This is a genomic window from Streptomyces lancefieldiae (genome assembly GCF_031845825.1).
GTDB classification, from domain to species: domain Bacteria; phylum Actinomycetota; class Actinomycetes; order Streptomycetales; family Streptomycetaceae; genus Streptomyces; species Streptomyces lancefieldiae.
Genome location: NZ_JAVRFH010000039.1, coordinates 40,194 through 54,992 on the forward strand (window position 1 = coordinate 40,194; position 14,799 = coordinate 54,992).

A 14,799-nucleotide genomic window follows, 5' to 3' on the forward strand; every position below is an offset into this window, starting at 1 on the left:
GCGTGGACACCGAAGAAACCGAAGGGCCCGAGGAGTTCCTCCTGCCCCGGTCGCGGGCGGCGAACGAGCGGCTGCACGCCATGATCCCCGGGGGCGCGCACACCTACGCCAAGGGCGACGACCAGTACCCCGAGCACCTGGCCCCGGTCATCAGCCACGGCCGCGGTGCCCACGTGTGGGACGTCGACGGCAACCGCTACGTCGAGTACGGCTCCGGCCTGCGGTCGGTCAGCCTCGGCCACGCCCACCCGCGCGTGGTCGAGGCGGTACGGCGGGAACTCGACCGCGGCGGCAACTTCGTCCGGCCGTCCGTCGTGGAGGTCGAGGCCGCGGAACGCTTCCTGGCCACGGTGCCGACCGCGGAGATGGTGAAGTTCGCGAAGAACGGCTCCGACGCCACCACCGCCGCGGTACGCCTCGCCCGCGCCGCCACCGGGCGCGCACGGGTGGCCCTCTGCGCCGACCACCCCTTCTTCTCCGTCGACGACTGGTTCATCGGCACCACACCGATGTCCGCGGGCATTCCGGCGTCGACCACCGACCTCACCGTTTCCTTCCCCTACGGGGACCTGGCCGCCACGGAGGAGCTGCTCACCCGGTACCAGGACGAGGTCGCCTGCCTGATCCTCGAACCCGCCACCCACACCGAGCCGCCCCCCGGGTACCTCGCCGGCCTGCGCGAACTGGCCGACCGGCACGGCTGCGTCCTGGTCTTCGACGAGATGATCACCGGCTTCCGCTGGTCCGAGGCGGGCGCCCAGGGCCTGTACGGCGTCGTCCCCGACCTCTCCACGTTCGGCAAGGCGCTGGGCAACGGATGCGCCGTCTCCGCGCTGGCCGGGCGCCGCGATCTGATGGAGCGGGGCGGGCTGCGTCACTCCGGCGACCGGGTGTTCCTGCTGTCCACCACGCACGGTGCGGAGACGCACTCCCTGGCCGCCGCGATGGCCGTGCAGACCACCTACGTCGAAGAAGGCGTCACCGCGCGGCTGCACGCCCTCGGCGAGAAGCTGGCCGCCGGTGTCCGCGACGCCGCGGCGAGCATGGGCGTCGGCGACCACGTCGTCGTCCGGGGCCGGGCCAGCAACCTGGTCTTCGCCACCCTCGACGAGAAGGGGCGGCCGTCGCAGCGGTACCGCACCCTGTTCCTGCGCCGGCTCCTCGCGGGCGGGGTGCTCGCCCCGTCGTTCGTGGTGAGCAGCGCGCTCGACGACACCGACATCGAGCACACCGTCGACGTGGTGGCCCAGGCGTGCGCGGTGTACCGGAAGGCACTGGACGCCGGTGACCCCACCCCCTGGATGGCGGGACGACCGGTGAAGCCGGTGTTCCGGCGCTTGGTGTGACGTACCGTCATACGACGTCGCGCCATGTGGCGTTTACGTCACATGGCGACACGTCACCTGTCGTTGCGTCAGCGAGGCTGGTACCGACCGGCGTCGGCCGCCCGGTCGACCAGCCACGCCGTCGCCGGTGTCACCGCCAGCGCGGTGCACCAGCCGCCGACGGCGTCGGTCGGGTAGTGCGCCCCCAGGGCGACCTGCGCCCAGCCCATGGCGGCACCGGCGACCAGCCCCGCGGCGAGCACGAGTGACGTGCCGGCCGTCCTGCCGAAGCCGAGCCGGCCGGCCGCGAGCAGCGCCACCACGAGGGCGAACGCAGTGAGGAAGGCGGTGTGCCCGCTCGGGTAGGAGAGGTTGCCGTCGCCGTGGATGGTGCGGCCCACCAACGGCTTGAGCAGCCTCGCCGTCCCCACGGCCAGGCCGACGCCGGCGACGACGAGCACCGCCGCGCGAGGACGCCGCAGCAGCAGGCAGCCCGTCACGGTGGCCCCGACCAGCGTCGCCGCTCCCACGGGCTCCCCCAAGAAGTCCGTGGCCTCGGCGACGTGCCGCCACGGCGGCCCCGCACCGTCCACCGCCGCCGAGATCCGCGCGTCCATCGTGCCGGGCTCGCTGTCACCGGCGTACAGGACCCCGAGCACGACGAGCACCGACGCGGCGAGGGCCGCACTCACCCCGAGCCAGACGCGCAGCGACGCGGGCAGCACCGCGCCCGGTCGACCTGCGGCACTTCGCCGTGTTCGGTACCTGGTGTTCCGGATCTTGGCCTCCAGAGGCTGCGTGAGGGCGCGGCCCTTCGTCCGACCGGTCGGCAGTCCTGCTTCGGTTCCCGCCGGCGCCAACTCCCCAGGGCGCTGGGATCAGTCTCCGCTCGCCACCCTAACCAACAAGGCAGTCGCGGCACGCCGCCGTCGGAAAGTCCACGTGCCGACGCTCCGGGAGCCAGGATCCTCCTCGACCACGCATCCTGCCGGGACGACCCCTCTCCTGGCGATAATCCGCGAGTTCTCGGCACTTTCGCTACTGCCGGAAAGGGCGACGCCATTCCTATGCTTCAGGCACCCACCTCCCGACGGAAAGGCGGACCTTCATGTCCGAAAGGGCCAATGAGGCGAAAAGCATCTCCCGGCGAACGGCGCTGGAGCGTGGCGCCGGCGTTGCCGCCATCGGCGCCGCCTCCGCAGTCGCCGCCGCATGGTCAAGCCCGCCCGCCCATGCCACGGTTTCCTCGAAGGCGCAGGGCACCACCCTGCCGACGGTCGTGGCCGGCGTACGCATCCCCGACAGCGAACTGGCCCGGTCCGCCACGGCCTTCGCGAGGAAGGTCTCCTCCGAGCCGCTCTTCAACCATGTCATGCGGACGTATGTGTACGGCTCGCTGCTGTTCGACCGACGCGGCGTCCGCTACGACCGTGAACTCGCCTTCACAGCAGCGGTCCTGCACGACCTCGGACTGGTGAAGGCCTACCAGTCCCCGGACGAGCGCTTCGAAGTCGACGGCGCCGACGCCGCCCGGAACTTCCTGCGGGAACGGCGCATGCCGGCCGAACGTGTGGCCGTCGTCTGGGACGCGATCGCCTTGCACACCAACGTCGGCATCGCCACCCGGAAAAGGCCGGAGATCGGAATCGTCTCCGTCGGATCCGGTCTCGATTTCACCGGTAACGACCTCCAGCAGATCCCGTCCGACGCCCTCGCCGAAATCCTCACCGTATTCCCCAGGGCCGGGTTCAAGCGAGAGGCACTCGACACCATACTCTCGCTGTGCCGCACCAAGCCGATGTCGGTACTCATGCACCCCTTCGCCGAGGTCGGCCGCCGTCACCTCCCGGACTTCCCGGTGCCCACCGTGGAGGATCTCCTGCTCGCCGCCCCCTTCGAAGAATGACGGACGGGCGTCACGCTGGGCAGCCGCCGACGAGCTTGACGTGCCAACCGCGGTAGCTGCTGCCGGTGTTCCTGTCACACGGGGTCGGGCGCCCGGGAAAAAGATCGCTCACTGGCGATGACTTCGCTCCCCGGCAAGAGTCTCTTCAGTGCCCCCGCCGGACGTCCACTGTTCGAGCTGGGCGCAGCGCAGATCACCATCCTCGACGGGAGCCCAGCCCACATGACTGATCCGACACCGACAGCAGGCCGAAACCGCGAAACCGGTGTCTGGCCCTTGATCCACGCCGAGCGAGCGGCGCTGGCGGCCGACCTCGCGGACCTGACAGATGAACAGTGGGCAACGCCATCGCTGTGCACCGGCCTGACGGTGCGTGAGGTGCTGGCGCACCTGACCGCGGGCGCGAGCCTCAACGCCGTGAGCTGGCTGGCGGGCGTGATCCGCTGCCGGTTCGACTTCGACAAGCAGGTGGCAGTGCGCCTGGCCGAGCAGCTCGGAGCGAGCCCGGGCGAGACCCTTGAACGCTTCCGGCGCATCGTCCCGAGCACGACCAAGCCTCCCTTGCCCGCCATCGCCATGCTGGGCGAGACGATCGTGCACGGAGAGGACATCCGGCGCCCGCTGGGCATCCGCCGCGACTGTCCGATCGGGGCCGTCACGGCGATAGCCGAGTACTACCAGGGCTCGGACCTGGTGGTCCTTGCCAAGGGACGCATCGGCGGCCTGAGACTCGCGGCGGACGACGGCCCGTTCGCCACCGGCTCCGGCCCTCTCGTGACCGGCCGCACCCTGGCCCTGGTGATGGCCATGACTGGGCGCGCGACCTACTGCGACGACCTCGAAGGCGACGGCGTGGAACTCCTCCGCAGCCGCTGCGGGACAGCCTGAGACGACGCCGTGGCATCCAGCCCGGCTCCGGACCAGTGACCGACGCAGGGTGATCGTCCCGGTGTCGAGGAACCCGGGCCCTTGGGGTGTCGCGACCACACCTCACGCTGTCGTTCCAGTTCGGTGACGGGGCGGGACCGGCTTGCTGAGGGGTCGTACGTTGGCCGACATGAGACCCCGTATCGCCGTGATCGGCAGCGGCCCCGCCGGCCTTGCCTGCGCCCGCGTCCTGCACCGTCACGGTCACCCTGTCACCGTCCTCGAACGCGACCCCGCCCGCGACGCCCGTCCCGCGGGCGGCACGCTGGACCTGCACGAGGGGATGGGCCAACTGGCGCTGGAGAAGGCGGGGGTGCTGGCGGAGTTCCAGGCGCTGTCCCGTCCCGAGGGGCAGGCCATGCGCATCCTGGACACGGACGGGACCGTGCTGCGCGACTGGCAGCCCCGTCCGGATGACCGGGCCAATCCCGAGATCGACCGCGGGCAACTCCGTGACCTGTTGCTCGGGCCTCTGCACGTTCAGTGGGGGCGCGGCGTGACGGAGGTGGTACCGGAGAGCCGGGAAGGTGTGCTGGTCCGTTTCGCGGACGGGCGGCAGGAGACGTTCGACCTCGTGATCGGCGCGGACGGTGCCTGGTCCCGGGTCCGCCCGGCGGTCTCGTCCGCGACACCGCAGTACACCGGCGTCACCTTGGTCGAGACCTCCCTGGACGACGTCGACACCCGCCACCCCGACCTCGCCCGGCTGGTCGGTGACGGTTCCGTGGCCGTGTACGGCGTGAACCGCGCGCTCGTCGCCCAGCGCAACAGCGGCGGCCACGTCAAGGTGTACGCCCAGTTCCGCGTGGATCTGGACCGGCACACGGACCCGGACCGGCACATGGGCCCCGACCAGCGCACGGGCCTGGACCTGCCCGACGTCGAGGCCGTGCGGTCACGCCTGCTGGCCCTGTTCGACGGCTGGGCCGCGCCCGTCCTCGACCTCCTCCGCCACGGCACGGCTTTCGTTCACCGCCCCCTCTACGCCCTTCCCGTGCCCCACACCTGGACCCACGTCCCCGGGGTGACGCTGCTGGGCGACGCCGCCCACCTGATGCCCCCGTTGGGGGTGGGCGCGAACCTCGCGATGCTGGAAGGCGCCGAACTCGCGGAGTCCATCGCCGCCGCCCCCGGCCCCGGAGACCTGGACGAGGCCGTCCGCGCCTTCGAGACACAGATGTGGGCACGGGCCGGCAGGTGGGCGAGCATCACGACGGCCGGTCTGGAACGCCTCGTGAGCCCGGACCCCTCCGAAGCCCTCGCCCTCTTCGACGAGGTCCAGCCTTCCTGACCGCCGAGCGCGAGAGCATGGCCCAGTCCGTCGCAACGGGCACTGTGCCCAGCCCGGCTGCGGAGCAGTGGTAGACGCACACGGCACCGGCGTCGAGCTGGTTCACGCCGTCGCCGCCCACGTCCTCGTACGGCACGCGCATGACGAGGTCCGAGCAGATGTCCCCGTCGCGTCGTACACCGCCGACGAGAACCCGACCGACGGCTTGGAGCTGTCATCGTCCGCCAGGAGCCGAGGAGCGCCCTCGGATTCCGTCCAGGAGGTACATGGTGCGGCGGTCGTAGACGTCCCGGGGAGGCCGCTCGCCGTGCTTGAGGGCGAGGGCGTTGTCGACGACGAGTGCGTGGAGGTCGCCCGCCGTGAACTCCGGCCGCAGCGCGCCGGAGGCCCGCGCCGCTGCGATGAACTCCTCGTTGGCCTCGCTTCCGACCCGGCAGATCTCCATGAGCTGCCGCGAGTGCGGATATGTCTGCAACAGCACGTCGTTGAATGCGGGCTGGCGGTACTGGAGGTCGCGGATCGCGGTGAGGTAGTACGTGATCCGCTCGCCGGCGTCGGCGATGGTCCGCGTGTGGTCGATGACGGCGAACAGCTCACTCGCGACGACCTCTTCGATGACGGCTTCGATGAGGCCGATCCGCCCGCCGAAGCGGTTGAAGATCGTGGCCTTGCTCACCCCTGCCGCCTTGGCCACCTCCTCCAGCGGCACCGTCAGGCCCTGCCCCCGGAAGGCGCCGATCGCGGCAGAGCGGATCTGCGCGGAATTACGCCGGGCGTCGGCGCGCAGCCGGGATCCCGAAGGCACCGCACCGGCCATGGCCGTCACCGTCCCTTCCCGTGGCCCGTCGCCGCAATTTGACTCGCCGGGTCAGCTTACCTACGGTCGCGGACAGAAGAGAACCTGACTCACATGGTCAACTTATGATTACCGCCCACTGCCAAGACGGGCACCGTGGGCGCCCAGGAAGGTCACGAACATGATCGTTGTCACCGGCGCTACCGGTGGGCTGGGCGGCGCCACCGTCGAGCACCTCCTCAAGCGCATACCCGCCGACCGGATCGGTGTCAGTGTCCGCGACGCCGCCAAGGCGCAGCACTTCGCCGACCGCGGCGTGCGCGTGCGGCAGGGCTCCTACGAGGACCCGGCCGCGCTGCGTGACTCCTTCGCAGGTGCCGAGCAGGTCCTTCTGGTGTCCGGCAACGACCCGGCCGCCGACATGGTCAGCCTGCATCGCAACGCCATCGAAGCCGCGGTCGCGGCCGGCGTCCGGCGGGTCCTCTACACGAGCCAGCAGGGCGCCGTCCCCGGTAACCCGTACCGGCCGTCGGACGTCCACATCGCCACCGAGGCGATCCTCGGCGACTCCGGAGCCGACTGGACCGCACTGCGCAACGGCGCCTACGGTCCGCTCGACCAGGTCCTCGGCCCGTGGCAGCGGACCGGCGTGATCGCTCAGCCGGAAGACGGCCTCGTCCCGTACACCGACCGTGCCGACATAGCAGAGGCCACCGCGGTCATCCTCGCCGGTGACCGCTCCTTCGACGGTCCTGTCACCCTCACCGCGCCGAACGCCGTCACCTTCGACGATCTGGCCAAGACCGCCTCCGCCCTCACCGGTCGCACTGTCAGGCGCGTCCTCCTGGACGACGAACAGTGGGTCGCCGACCAGACCACGACCGGTGTGCCGGAGCAGATGGCCCGACTCCTGCTCACCTGGTACCAGGCAGCCCGCGCGGGCTACTTCGCCGAAGCCGACCCTCTGCTGGCCGAACTCCTCGGCCGCGAGCCCCGCACCACCGCTGACCGGCTCGCAGCCCACATCGCCGCCTGAAGCTTCTCTCCGATCGCCTGATCGTCGATCGGGGCATGCCCTTGAGTGATGCGCAGTGGGCGCGGATCGACCCCTGCTCCCGAGTCGAGCACCAAAGCGTGGCTGCCGGTGGAGAGACCACAGGCGAGCGCCGTCGTGGTGCTCGATCCGAGGACCGCGGCGGGCAGCGCGCCGTGGACCGGACCACCGAGCGGTTCGGCCGTCTGGACGTCGTCGTCAACAACGCGGGCTACGGCTACCTCGCGGCCGTCGAGGAGACCAGCGGCAAGGCCGTGCGAGACATGCTCGACGTCCAGGTCGGCGGGGTGTGGAACGTGCTGCGCGCGGCGCTGCCGGTCATGCGTGAACAGCGCGCGGGCCGCGTCATCAACGTCTCCTCGATCCTGGGTCTGACCACGATGCCCGGCTGGGCCCTGTACTGCGCGGGCAAGTTCGCGCTCGAGGGGCTGAGCGAGGCACTCGCCGCCGAGGTCGCGGACTTCGGCATCAAGGTCACCGTCGTCGAGCCCGGCTACTTCCGCACCTCCTTCCTCACCTCGGACTCGCTGGCCCTGCCCAGCGAGACCACGGAGCACTACCCGGCTGTGCGGGCCATGGTCGAGGACCACCTCGAGCTTCAGGGCCACCAGCTCGGCGACCCGGTCAAGGGGGCCGCCGCCATCATCGAGCGCGCCGGCCTCGAAGACGGCCCCCTGCGCCAGCTGCTGGGCTCCGACGCGCACGCCTTCGCCACCGCGAAGGTCGACGCCCTGCGAGCCAACCTGGACGCCACCGCCGCCTCCGCCCCCACCACCGACTTTCCCGAAGCCTGAGCAGTCGTCGCCACACCCACCGGTCCGATCGCCGGCCTCGCCACCGACGTCCGGGAGGACCGATTGCCGGCGGCGCTTGACGTCAGGGAGGAGGTCCGCGAGGGCGCCGAGGCCGGCGGCACGGCGTCAGGGCGTAGGCGAGTCCCCGGTGACGACGCCTGCCGCGACGACCTGTTCGATCACTCGGTCGAGCTTCTGCTTGGCCTGCCCCAGTTCGTCGATACGTGTGGCGATGCGATCACGTTCGGTGACGAGCTGGTCGAGCATCTCCTGGGTTGCCAGCCCTGTGGTCACGCAGGGCAGGAGATCGACGATCGTGCCGCTCGACAGGCCGGCGGCGTAGAGCTGCTGGATGAGCTGCACGCGGCTCACTGCGCCTTCGAGGTAGTCACGCTGGTTTCCGGACGTCCTGGCCGACTCCAGGAGCTTCTGCTCCTCGTAGTAGCGCAGGGCGCGGACGCTCACTCCCGAGCGCCTGGCCAGCTCTCCGATACGCATGGGTGGCTCCGCTCCTCCCCCTCTTCGACTTGCAGCTGACGTCAACGTCAGGTTTTACCGTAACGGTGTGCGGGAGCGAAAGCGAACGCGTACCCCCCGGACAACAGCCGTGCCCTCTCCGCGGCACGGCCAGGCAAGACCGAAGGAATCGACATGACGGACCAGACCCAGGGCAAGAGCGAGCGCTACCAGCGGGGCATCGCCTACTACGACAACCTGCACCAGGACTCGGCCGGCGAGGCGTCGTTCGACGCTCTCGAAGCCATCGCCCCGGGCTTCGCAGACCTGCTCATCGAGTTCACCCTCGGTGACGTGTTCACCCGGCCCGGTCTGAGCGTCAAGACCCGTGAACTGCTGACCGTGGCCGGTCTGACCTCGATGGGCACCGCCCCCCTTCAGCTGAAGACGCATATCGACAGCGCCCTCAACGCGGGGAACACCAAGGAAGAGATCGTCGAAACGATCACGCAGATGGCCGTCTTCGCCGGATTCCCCGCCGCGCTCAACGCCTTCTTCGTCCTCGGCGAGGTCCTCCAGGACCGAACCGGCAAGCAGTAGTACGTGCCCGGCGGCACAGGGGTCCGGGCGTACCCGCATCCGCACGCTCCGGACCCCGCCGCCGAGTCGTACTCGTCCCATGCCGAAGAAGGAAGCCAACCGCCTCCTCGCCGGCGGACGCGCACCGGTCGAGCACGGCTTCGCCCACCCGCCCCGGAGAAGTGCAGTCACGTGTCCGATACCCCCGAGGCACCGCCTGCTCGCAGGCTGGGAGACATCCGAAACCTCCGAAGGAGAACAATGTCGCCCCTTGCCTCCCCGTCCTCCGAGACCGGTACGCCGACGGTGAGCACCATCGAACTCGGTGATGTGCAGATCCACCGCGTCATGGAGTACTCCGACACCACTCCGATGACGACGGATGTGTTCTTCCCCAACAGCAAGCCCGAGGAGTGGCAGCGGCACACCCAGATGCTGGCGCCCCACCACTGGGAGCCGGACACCGATCTCACCCGTGCCGCCACCCAGTCCTGGGTGCTGCGCAGCGAGGGCAGGATCATCCTGATCGACACCGGCGCGGGCAATGGCAAGTACCGCCCGCTGCAGCCGATCTGGTCCTATCTGAACACCGACTACCTGGCGAACCTCGCCGCTGTCGGCGTGCGGCCCGAAGACGTCGACATCGTCGTCAACACCCACCTGCACGACGACCACGTCGGCTGGAACACCCGGCTCGAGGGCCGCGACTGGGTCCCCACCTTCCCCAACGCGACCTACCTCATGCCACAGCGTGACTTCGAGTACTGGAGGCCCGAGAACCTCCACAACACGGTGTTCGGGCGAGGGAACCAGAACGTCTACGAGGACAGCATCGACCCGGTCGTCGAGGCCGGTCTGGTGAAGACCTGGGACGAGTCGTACACCATCGACTCCCACCTCCGCCTCGAACTGGCCCCCGGCCACACCCCCGGGGCCTCGATCATCCACCTGGAGTCCGCGGGCGACCGCGCGATCTTCGCCGGCGACCTCCTGCACGGCGCGATCCAGGTGCACGAGCCGCACATCAACAGCTGCTTCGAAGAGGACGAGGACGGCGCTCGCGCCAGCCGTGCACGCATGTTCGCGCACGCCGCGGACAACAACGCCCTCGTGCTCCCGGCGCACCTGCCCGGCCACGGTGCCTTCGAACTGCGCCGCCGGGGTTCCGGCTTCGAGCTGACCGACTGGGCGCCGTTCTCCCGCACCTGATCCGACCACCCGCCCTGCAAGGAGGAACCCCCATGACCACCACGTTGCCCGGGAACCCGGAGAACACGACCGCGGACCTCGACATGTCCGGCTACCGCGTCACCCGACGAGCCTGGGTCGCGGCCGATCCAGGGCGGGCGTACGACCTGCTGAGCACCGTGTCGAACATCGGTCGCTGGAGCCCCCACGCGATCCGTGCCCAGTACGAGGAAGGCGCCGGAGCATGGGCGGGAGCCTGGTTCCGGGGCCGTAACCAGCGCGGGGGCACGGAGTGGGACAGCCGTTCGCAGGTGCAGGAGGCCGTGCGCGGGGTCGAGTTCACGTACACCGTCCTCGGTTCGGCGCCCGTGCCCGTCGTCCGCTGGCGCTGGACCTTCACCCCCGACGGGTCGGGGACCCTCCTCACCCAGACGTGGCAACTGCTCGAGGCGGACCCCGTCCTCGGCTCCACCTACGCGGACCTCGACACCCTGCGGGAGGTCACCGCCGGGAGCATGGAGGACACCCTCGTGGCACTGGCCCGCTGGATCTCCGAGAACCCGGCGGTCTGAAACCGCACCGCCGCGCACCCGGCAGCCGGTCGGTACGAGGCAGTCGACCGACGGGCACCGTTCCCCCGGACGGGCCCGCCGGCCGACCCGGCGGGCCGGGCCCCGCCGGAAGAACTCCTCACCTCCCCGGACCGCCGCACCGGACTCACCGAACTCGCCGACTCGCCGACTCACCGACTCACCGACTCACCGACTCACCGACCGACAAGGAAAGTCCGTCAAGCGGACGACACCGCCCCCGGCACCGCCTGCGAGCCTTGGGCCGTCACTTGCGACCATGGTCGGGAAACCCCCGTAAGACACCTCCGATCCGAGTAACAGGAGATCGCCATGCCCCCCACCCTTCCTCCGCTGTTCCACGTCGGCATCGTCGTGGCGGACCTCGACCGTGCCGTCGCGGACTACGAGCGTCGGTGGGCCGTCAAGACCGAGCGGATCATGGATCTCCACTTCGCCGGCGCCCGCTTCCACGGGCAGGAGGTCGCCTGCTCGGCCCGCTACGGCTTCATCAGCACCGGAGCGTCGGAGATCGAACTGATCCAGCCGCTCACCGGCCGCTCGCCGTACACGGAGTTCCTGGAGGCCAACGGCGAGGGCGTCCATCACCTCGCCTACGCCGTCGAAAGCATCGACCAGCACCTCGCGGCGCTGGGCGAGGCGGGCGAGGACCCGGCTGTCGTCTTCGACGGGGCCATCGGGGGCCGGGCCCGCTTCGTGTACCTGGACGGCCTGGCGCACGGGCCGGTCGTCGAGCTGATCGAGCGGTCCGGCCAGGCCGGCTGACCGCCGGGCAGCGGGATCAACCGGTGCTCAGCGCCTCGGTCGGTGCCAGGCGGGCGGCGCGCACGGACGGGTACATCCCTGCCAGGACGCCGATGACCATCGCTCCGCCCGTGCCCATGGCGATGGCGGACAGCGGGATCACCGGTGGCCAGCCCTGGTACGTTACGTAGGCGACGGTGGCGAGAACGCCGATCACCGTTCCCGACACTCCACCGAGCAGGGAGAGCACCAGGGACTCGGTCATGAACTGGCCTCGGATCTGTCCCCGGTTGGCTCCCAGCGCACGCCGGAGGCCGATCTCGCTGCGCCGTTCGAGCACGGAGATGTACATGGTGTTGGCGACTCCGATACCGCCGACCAGCAGGGCTACCCCCGCCAGTCCCAGAAAGAGCACCGAGAACGTGCTGTTCACGGCGCGTTTGGCGGCCAAGGCATCCGATGGCCGGCTCACCTGCACCAGCCCCGGGAGCTTCGGGTACACGGTGGCGGGAAGGACGTCGGCCACCGCTTCCATGGCGTCCTCGTCGGCTCGCACATAGATGACCGTGGGGTGTCCGTCGAAGCCGAGCTCCTGCTCCGCCGCCTGCCAGCCCACCAGTACGGAGCGGTCGAGGTCCTCGGCGAGAGGGATCGGATCGAGGACGCCGATGACCGTGAACCACGTCTGATCGATGACGACTTGCGGGGCCTCCTGCCCCGGGACGATGCGGGGGATCCCCAGCCGGGCAGCGGCTTGGTGGCCGAGCACGACGGTGGGTAGCCGGTTGGTGGAGGGGTTCAGGAAACGGCCCGACCTCACCCGGCCGTTCACGGCGGGAAGCAGGTCGTCCTGGCCGGCGAGAACGTTGAGCCCGAGTCCGTCGTTGGGGTCTGTCCGGTCGGAGCGCCGGACGATCGCATGCGTGTTGGCCACGGCACTCGTGCGGCTCACCGGCCCGATCCTGGCGGCCATTGTCGCCGCTTCCCGCGGCAACAGCACTGGGGGCTTCTGGTTGGACTGCGGCTGCGCCCGGAGCAGGTTCGTGCCCAGCGCCGCGAGCTGCCGGTCGAGCGCACTGTGGCTCGACGCCGGAATCCCGGTGACGAGGACGAGGGTGAGGGTGCCGATCGAGATGCCGAGGGCGGAAAGCGCCGCCCTCATGGGGCGAACGCGGATGCCGAGAAGGCCGAGACGCAGGATGTCCGACGGTGCCAGTCGCACGGGTCGGGCCGGATCGCCGCGCACGTCGGCGGCGGAGGGGTTCGGGACGTGGCGCCCCCGGACTTCTCTCTGATCCGGGTCGTCCCGATGGCGAGTTCTCCCACGGGTCACGCGTCGCCCCCGGGGGTGAGAGACGCCTCAGGGTGTGAGTCGGTGACGACGCGCCCGTCACACATCTCGATCCTGCGTGGCAGGCGCGCTGCGATGTCCCGGTCATGGGTGATGACGGCGATGGTGGTGCCTTCGCTGTTCAGCCGGGTCAGAAGATGGAGCACGGACTGTCCGTTCGCAGTGTCGAGAGCGCCGGTCGGCTCGTCGGCGAGTACCAGCGCCGGCTCGTTGACCAGCGCCCGGGCGATGGCCACTCGCTGGCGTTCGCCTCCCGAGAGTTGGTGCGGCAAGTGGCGTGTGCGATGGGCGAGACCGACACGGTCCAGGGCGGTGACGGCCATCGGCTGCCGACGGCGGCGGGGCACGCCCGAGTAGAGCAGTCCGGTGGCGACGTTTTCCTCGGCGGTGAGGCCGTCCGTGAGATGGAAGTGCTGGAATACGAAGCCCAGCCAACGTCCGCGCAGCGCGGACAGTGTCCGGTCGGACAGCTGTGCGGCGTCCTGGTCGCCGATCCACACCGTGCCGCCCGTCGGTCTGTCGAGGGTGCCCATGATGTTCAGCAAGGTGGATTTTCCGGACCCCGAGCGGCCGACGACGGCCAGCAGCTCGCCCGCCCGGATGGTCAGGGATACGTCATCGAGGGCGGTGACCCCTCCCGCGTACATCTTGCTGGCGTTTCGCACGGTGAGCACGGCCGAGCCGGTTCCCGGCGGGCTTGTCATGATGCCGTCACCACCACGTCGCCTTCCTCGATGCCGGCTCCGCTGACCTCCACGAGCCCCTTGGCGAAGAGGCCGGTCCTGACCCCGACCAGCTTCCCGCCGGGACGCTGCAGCGCGTAACCGCCTTCGCTCAGGGCGAGGAGGGCACCTACGGGGACCACCAGGACGTTCTCCCTGGTCCGGGCCGTGAAGACGACCCGTACGGACGCCGCGTCGAGCTTGGCGACATCGTCGGCGTCCGCCGGCTGGACCTTCACCTCCAGGGTGGGGGTCGTGTCGGTGCCGGCACCCGCTTCGACGGCGTCGCCGCCCTGCACGGTGGTACCGATGGACCCGACCTTGCCAGGAACAGTCCTGGTGTCGGGAAGGATGATGGAGACTTCGTCGCCTTGGTGAATGGACCCGGCACTGCCCGCGTCGGCCTCCACCGTGACCGTCTTCTCCTGCGAGGTGAGGGTGAGGACTTCCTCGATGGCCGGGTCACCCAACTGCGCCTTGACGGCGTCGACGCGTGAGGGGCCGGACAGGACCACGGCCCGGTCCGGGGCCAGAGTCCCGGTGGTCTTCTGGTTGGTGTCGTGCTGCCAGCGCTTGAGCGCTGCCAACACTCCGGTGGTCAGTTCGGTGCCGGCATCGCCCGCCTCGCTGCCCTCGCGCGATGCTGCGGACCGCTGCGGCCGAGGGCCGATGTCATAGCCCAGGGCTTCCAGGTTCTCGACGAGAACGGTCACGTCCCGCCCGGTCGTTCCCGCCTTGTCCAGCGCACGGAAGAAGGGAGTGTCGCCGAAGAACACCGTGACCGGCTCGTCGTCCACCCAGTACAGGGGTTTCCCCCGTGAAACGACCGAGCCCGGGGCGGGCAGCCGGCTGATGACGCCCTTCCCGGACCCCTTCACCGTGACCTGCCCCCCGAAGCCCAGAACTCCGGGCAGCGTCCGGGAGTCGGACAGGTCGGCGCGCTTCACCCGGGTGGTCTGAGCGGAGGGAGCTGCGGCGGGGCCGGGCTCCTGGTGCTTACCGTGGTCCGACAGCGCTCTCGCCCCGTAGACCCCGCCCGCGGCCACCACGAGGACCGCCACCACCACTGTCACCCT

At 70.2% G+C, this 14,799-nt stretch carries 16 protein-coding genes; 10 read left to right on the forward strand and 6 right to left on the reverse strand.

All coding sequences use genetic code 11. The features are described from left to right. Window positions 1-2: 2 nt before the first annotated feature. A complete protein-coding gene (locus tag RM812_RS29685; RefSeq protein ID WP_311579022.1) occupies window positions 3-1,346 on the forward strand; it encodes a glutamate-1-semialdehyde 2,1-aminomutase in 1,344 nt (447 codons plus the stop codon). A gap of 68 nt (window positions 1,347-1,414) precedes the next feature. On the opposite strand, the gene RM812_RS29690 is transcribed toward RM812_RS29685, so the two are convergent. Continuing rightward, the gene (locus tag RM812_RS29690; protein WP_311579024.1) at window positions 1,415-2,050 is read right to left on the reverse strand and encodes a phosphatase PAP2 family protein; all 636 of its coding nucleotides are present in this window, start codon (window positions 2,048-2,050) and stop codon (window positions 1,415-1,417) included. Between the two features lie 383 nt (window positions 2,051-2,433). On the opposite strand from RM812_RS29690, the gene RM812_RS29695 reads away from it, so the two are divergent. The 3 genes from RM812_RS29695 (at window position 2,434) to RM812_RS29705 (ending at window position 5,449) form a co-directional block, all read left to right on the forward strand. Beyond that, window positions 2,434-3,231: an HD domain-containing protein gene (locus tag RM812_RS29695; RefSeq protein ID WP_311579026.1), complete on the forward strand. Its 798-nt coding sequence runs from the start codon at window positions 2,434-2,436 to the stop codon at window positions 3,229-3,231. Window positions 3,232-3,453: 222 nt separating this feature from the next. After that, window positions 3,454-4,119 (forward strand): maleylpyruvate isomerase family mycothiol-dependent enzyme, encoded by a 666-nt coding sequence (locus tag RM812_RS29700; protein ID WP_311579156.1) that lies wholly within the window; start codon window positions 3,454-3,456, stop codon window positions 4,117-4,119. A gap of 169 nt (window positions 4,120-4,288) precedes the next feature. Continuing rightward, window positions 4,289-5,449 (forward strand): FAD-dependent oxidoreductase, encoded by a 1,161-nt coding sequence (locus tag RM812_RS29705; protein ID WP_311579029.1) that lies wholly within the window; start codon window positions 4,289-4,291, stop codon window positions 5,447-5,449. 214 nt (window positions 5,450-5,663) lie between these two features. On the opposite strand, the gene RM812_RS29710 is transcribed toward RM812_RS29705, so the two are convergent. Then, on the reverse strand, window positions 5,664-6,266 hold the full coding sequence (locus tag RM812_RS29710; protein WP_311579031.1) for a TetR/AcrR family transcriptional regulator: 603 nt from the start codon (window positions 6,264-6,266) through the stop codon (window positions 5,664-5,666). Between the two features lie 160 nt (window positions 6,267-6,426). On the opposite strand from RM812_RS29710, the gene RM812_RS29715 reads away from it, so the two are divergent. Together RM812_RS29715 and RM812_RS29720 are read left to right on the forward strand one after the other, a co-directional pair. Beyond that, window positions 6,427-7,281 carry an NAD(P)H-binding protein gene (locus RM812_RS29715; protein WP_311579034.1) on the forward strand — a complete coding sequence of 285 codons (855 nt, stop codon included), beginning with the start codon at window positions 6,427-6,429 and terminating at the stop codon, window positions 7,279-7,281. Window positions 7,282-7,379: 98 nt separating this feature from the next. After that, window positions 7,380-8,093: an SDR family NAD(P)-dependent oxidoreductase gene (locus RM812_RS29720; RefSeq protein WP_311579037.1), complete on the forward strand. Its 714-nt coding sequence runs from the start codon at window positions 7,380-7,382 to the stop codon at window positions 8,091-8,093. Window positions 8,094-8,219: 126 nt separating this feature from the next. Here RM812_RS29720 and RM812_RS29725 read toward each other — a convergent pair whose 3' ends face one another. After that, window positions 8,220-8,591 (reverse strand): MerR family transcriptional regulator, encoded by a 372-nt coding sequence (locus RM812_RS29725; protein WP_311579040.1) that lies wholly within the window; start codon window positions 8,589-8,591, stop codon window positions 8,220-8,222. Between the two features lie 153 nt (window positions 8,592-8,744). On the opposite strand from RM812_RS29725, the gene RM812_RS29730 reads away from it, so the two are divergent. The 4 genes from RM812_RS29730 to RM812_RS29745 all read left to right on the forward strand — a co-directional run bounded on the left by RM812_RS29730 (window position 8,745) and on the right by RM812_RS29745 (window position 11,671). Next, a complete protein-coding gene (locus RM812_RS29730; protein WP_311579043.1) occupies window positions 8,745-9,149 on the forward strand; it encodes a carboxymuconolactone decarboxylase family protein in 405 nt (134 codons plus the stop codon). Window positions 9,150-9,389: 240 nt separating this feature from the next. Further along, window positions 9,390-10,337 carry an MBL fold metallo-hydrolase gene (locus RM812_RS29735; protein ID WP_311579045.1) on the forward strand — a complete coding sequence of 316 codons (948 nt, stop codon included), beginning with the start codon at window positions 9,390-9,392 and terminating at the stop codon, window positions 10,335-10,337. Window positions 10,338-10,369: 32 nt separating this feature from the next. Then, window positions 10,370-10,888: an SRPBCC family protein gene (locus RM812_RS29740; RefSeq protein ID WP_311579048.1), complete on the forward strand. Its 519-nt coding sequence runs from the start codon at window positions 10,370-10,372 to the stop codon at window positions 10,886-10,888. Window positions 10,889-11,218: 330 nt separating this feature from the next. Next, window positions 11,219-11,671: a VOC family protein gene (locus RM812_RS29745; RefSeq protein WP_311579052.1), complete on the forward strand. Its 453-nt coding sequence runs from the start codon at window positions 11,219-11,221 to the stop codon at window positions 11,669-11,671. A 16-nt stretch (window positions 11,672-11,687) separates the two neighbouring features. On the opposite strand, the gene RM812_RS29750 is transcribed toward RM812_RS29745, so the two are convergent. The 3 genes from RM812_RS29750 to RM812_RS29760 form a co-directional block, all read right to left on the reverse strand. Beyond that, a complete protein-coding gene (locus RM812_RS29750) occupies window positions 11,688-12,812 on the reverse strand; it encodes an ABC transporter permease (protein WP_311579055.1) in 1,125 nt (374 codons plus the stop codon). A 167-nt stretch (window positions 12,813-12,979) separates the two neighbouring features. After that, window positions 12,980-13,705 (reverse strand): ABC transporter ATP-binding protein, encoded by a 726-nt coding sequence (locus tag RM812_RS29755; RefSeq protein WP_311579058.1) that lies wholly within the window; start codon window positions 13,703-13,705, stop codon window positions 12,980-12,982. After that, the gene (locus tag RM812_RS29760; RefSeq protein WP_311579061.1) at window positions 13,702-14,796 is read right to left on the reverse strand and encodes an efflux RND transporter periplasmic adaptor subunit; all 1,095 of its coding nucleotides are present in this window, start codon (window positions 14,794-14,796) and stop codon (window positions 13,702-13,704) included. The genes RM812_RS29755 and RM812_RS29760 overlap by 4 nt, the downstream gene beginning before the upstream one ends. Between the last annotated feature and the right edge of the window lie 3 nt (window positions 14,797-14,799).

Excerpts from the sequence above, each read along its gene's own strand:
- RM812_RS29700 (WP_311579156.1), top strand. The coding sequence starts at position 3,454 with ATGACTGATCCGACACCGACAGCAGGCCGAAACCGCGAAACCGGTGTC.
- RM812_RS29710 (WP_311579031.1), bottom strand. The coding sequence starts at position 6,266 with ATGGCCGGTGCGGTGCCTTCGGGATCCCGGCTGCGCGCCGACGCCCGG.
- RM812_RS29755 (WP_311579058.1), bottom strand. The coding sequence starts at position 13,705 with ATGACAAGCCCGCCGGGAACCGGCTCGGCCGTGCTCACCGTGCGAAAC.
- RM812_RS29695 (WP_311579026.1), top strand. The coding sequence starts at position 2,434 with ATGTCCGAAAGGGCCAATGAGGCGAAAAGCATCTCCCGGCGAACGGCG.
- RM812_RS29735 (WP_311579045.1), top strand. The coding sequence starts at position 9,390 with ATGTCGCCCCTTGCCTCCCCGTCCTCCGAGACCGGTACGCCGACGGTG.
- RM812_RS29705 (WP_311579029.1), top strand. The coding sequence starts at position 4,289 with ATGAGACCCCGTATCGCCGTGATCGGCAGCGGCCCCGCCGGCCTTGCC.
- RM812_RS29725 (WP_311579040.1), bottom strand. The coding sequence starts at position 8,591 with ATGCGTATCGGAGAGCTGGCCAGGCGCTCGGGAGTGAGCGTCCGCGCC.
- RM812_RS29745 (WP_311579052.1), top strand. The coding sequence starts at position 11,219 with ATGCCCCCCACCCTTCCTCCGCTGTTCCACGTCGGCATCGTCGTGGCG.
- RM812_RS29740 (WP_311579048.1), top strand. The coding sequence starts at position 10,370 with ATGACCACCACGTTGCCCGGGAACCCGGAGAACACGACCGCGGACCTC.
- RM812_RS29730 (WP_311579043.1), top strand. The coding sequence starts at position 8,745 with ATGACGGACCAGACCCAGGGCAAGAGCGAGCGCTACCAGCGGGGCATC.
- RM812_RS29715 (WP_311579034.1), top strand. The coding sequence starts at position 6,427 with ATGATCGTTGTCACCGGCGCTACCGGTGGGCTGGGCGGCGCCACCGTC.
- RM812_RS29750 (WP_311579055.1), bottom strand. The coding sequence starts at position 12,812 with ATGAGGGCGGCGCTTTCCGCCCTCGGCATCTCGATCGGCACCCTCACC.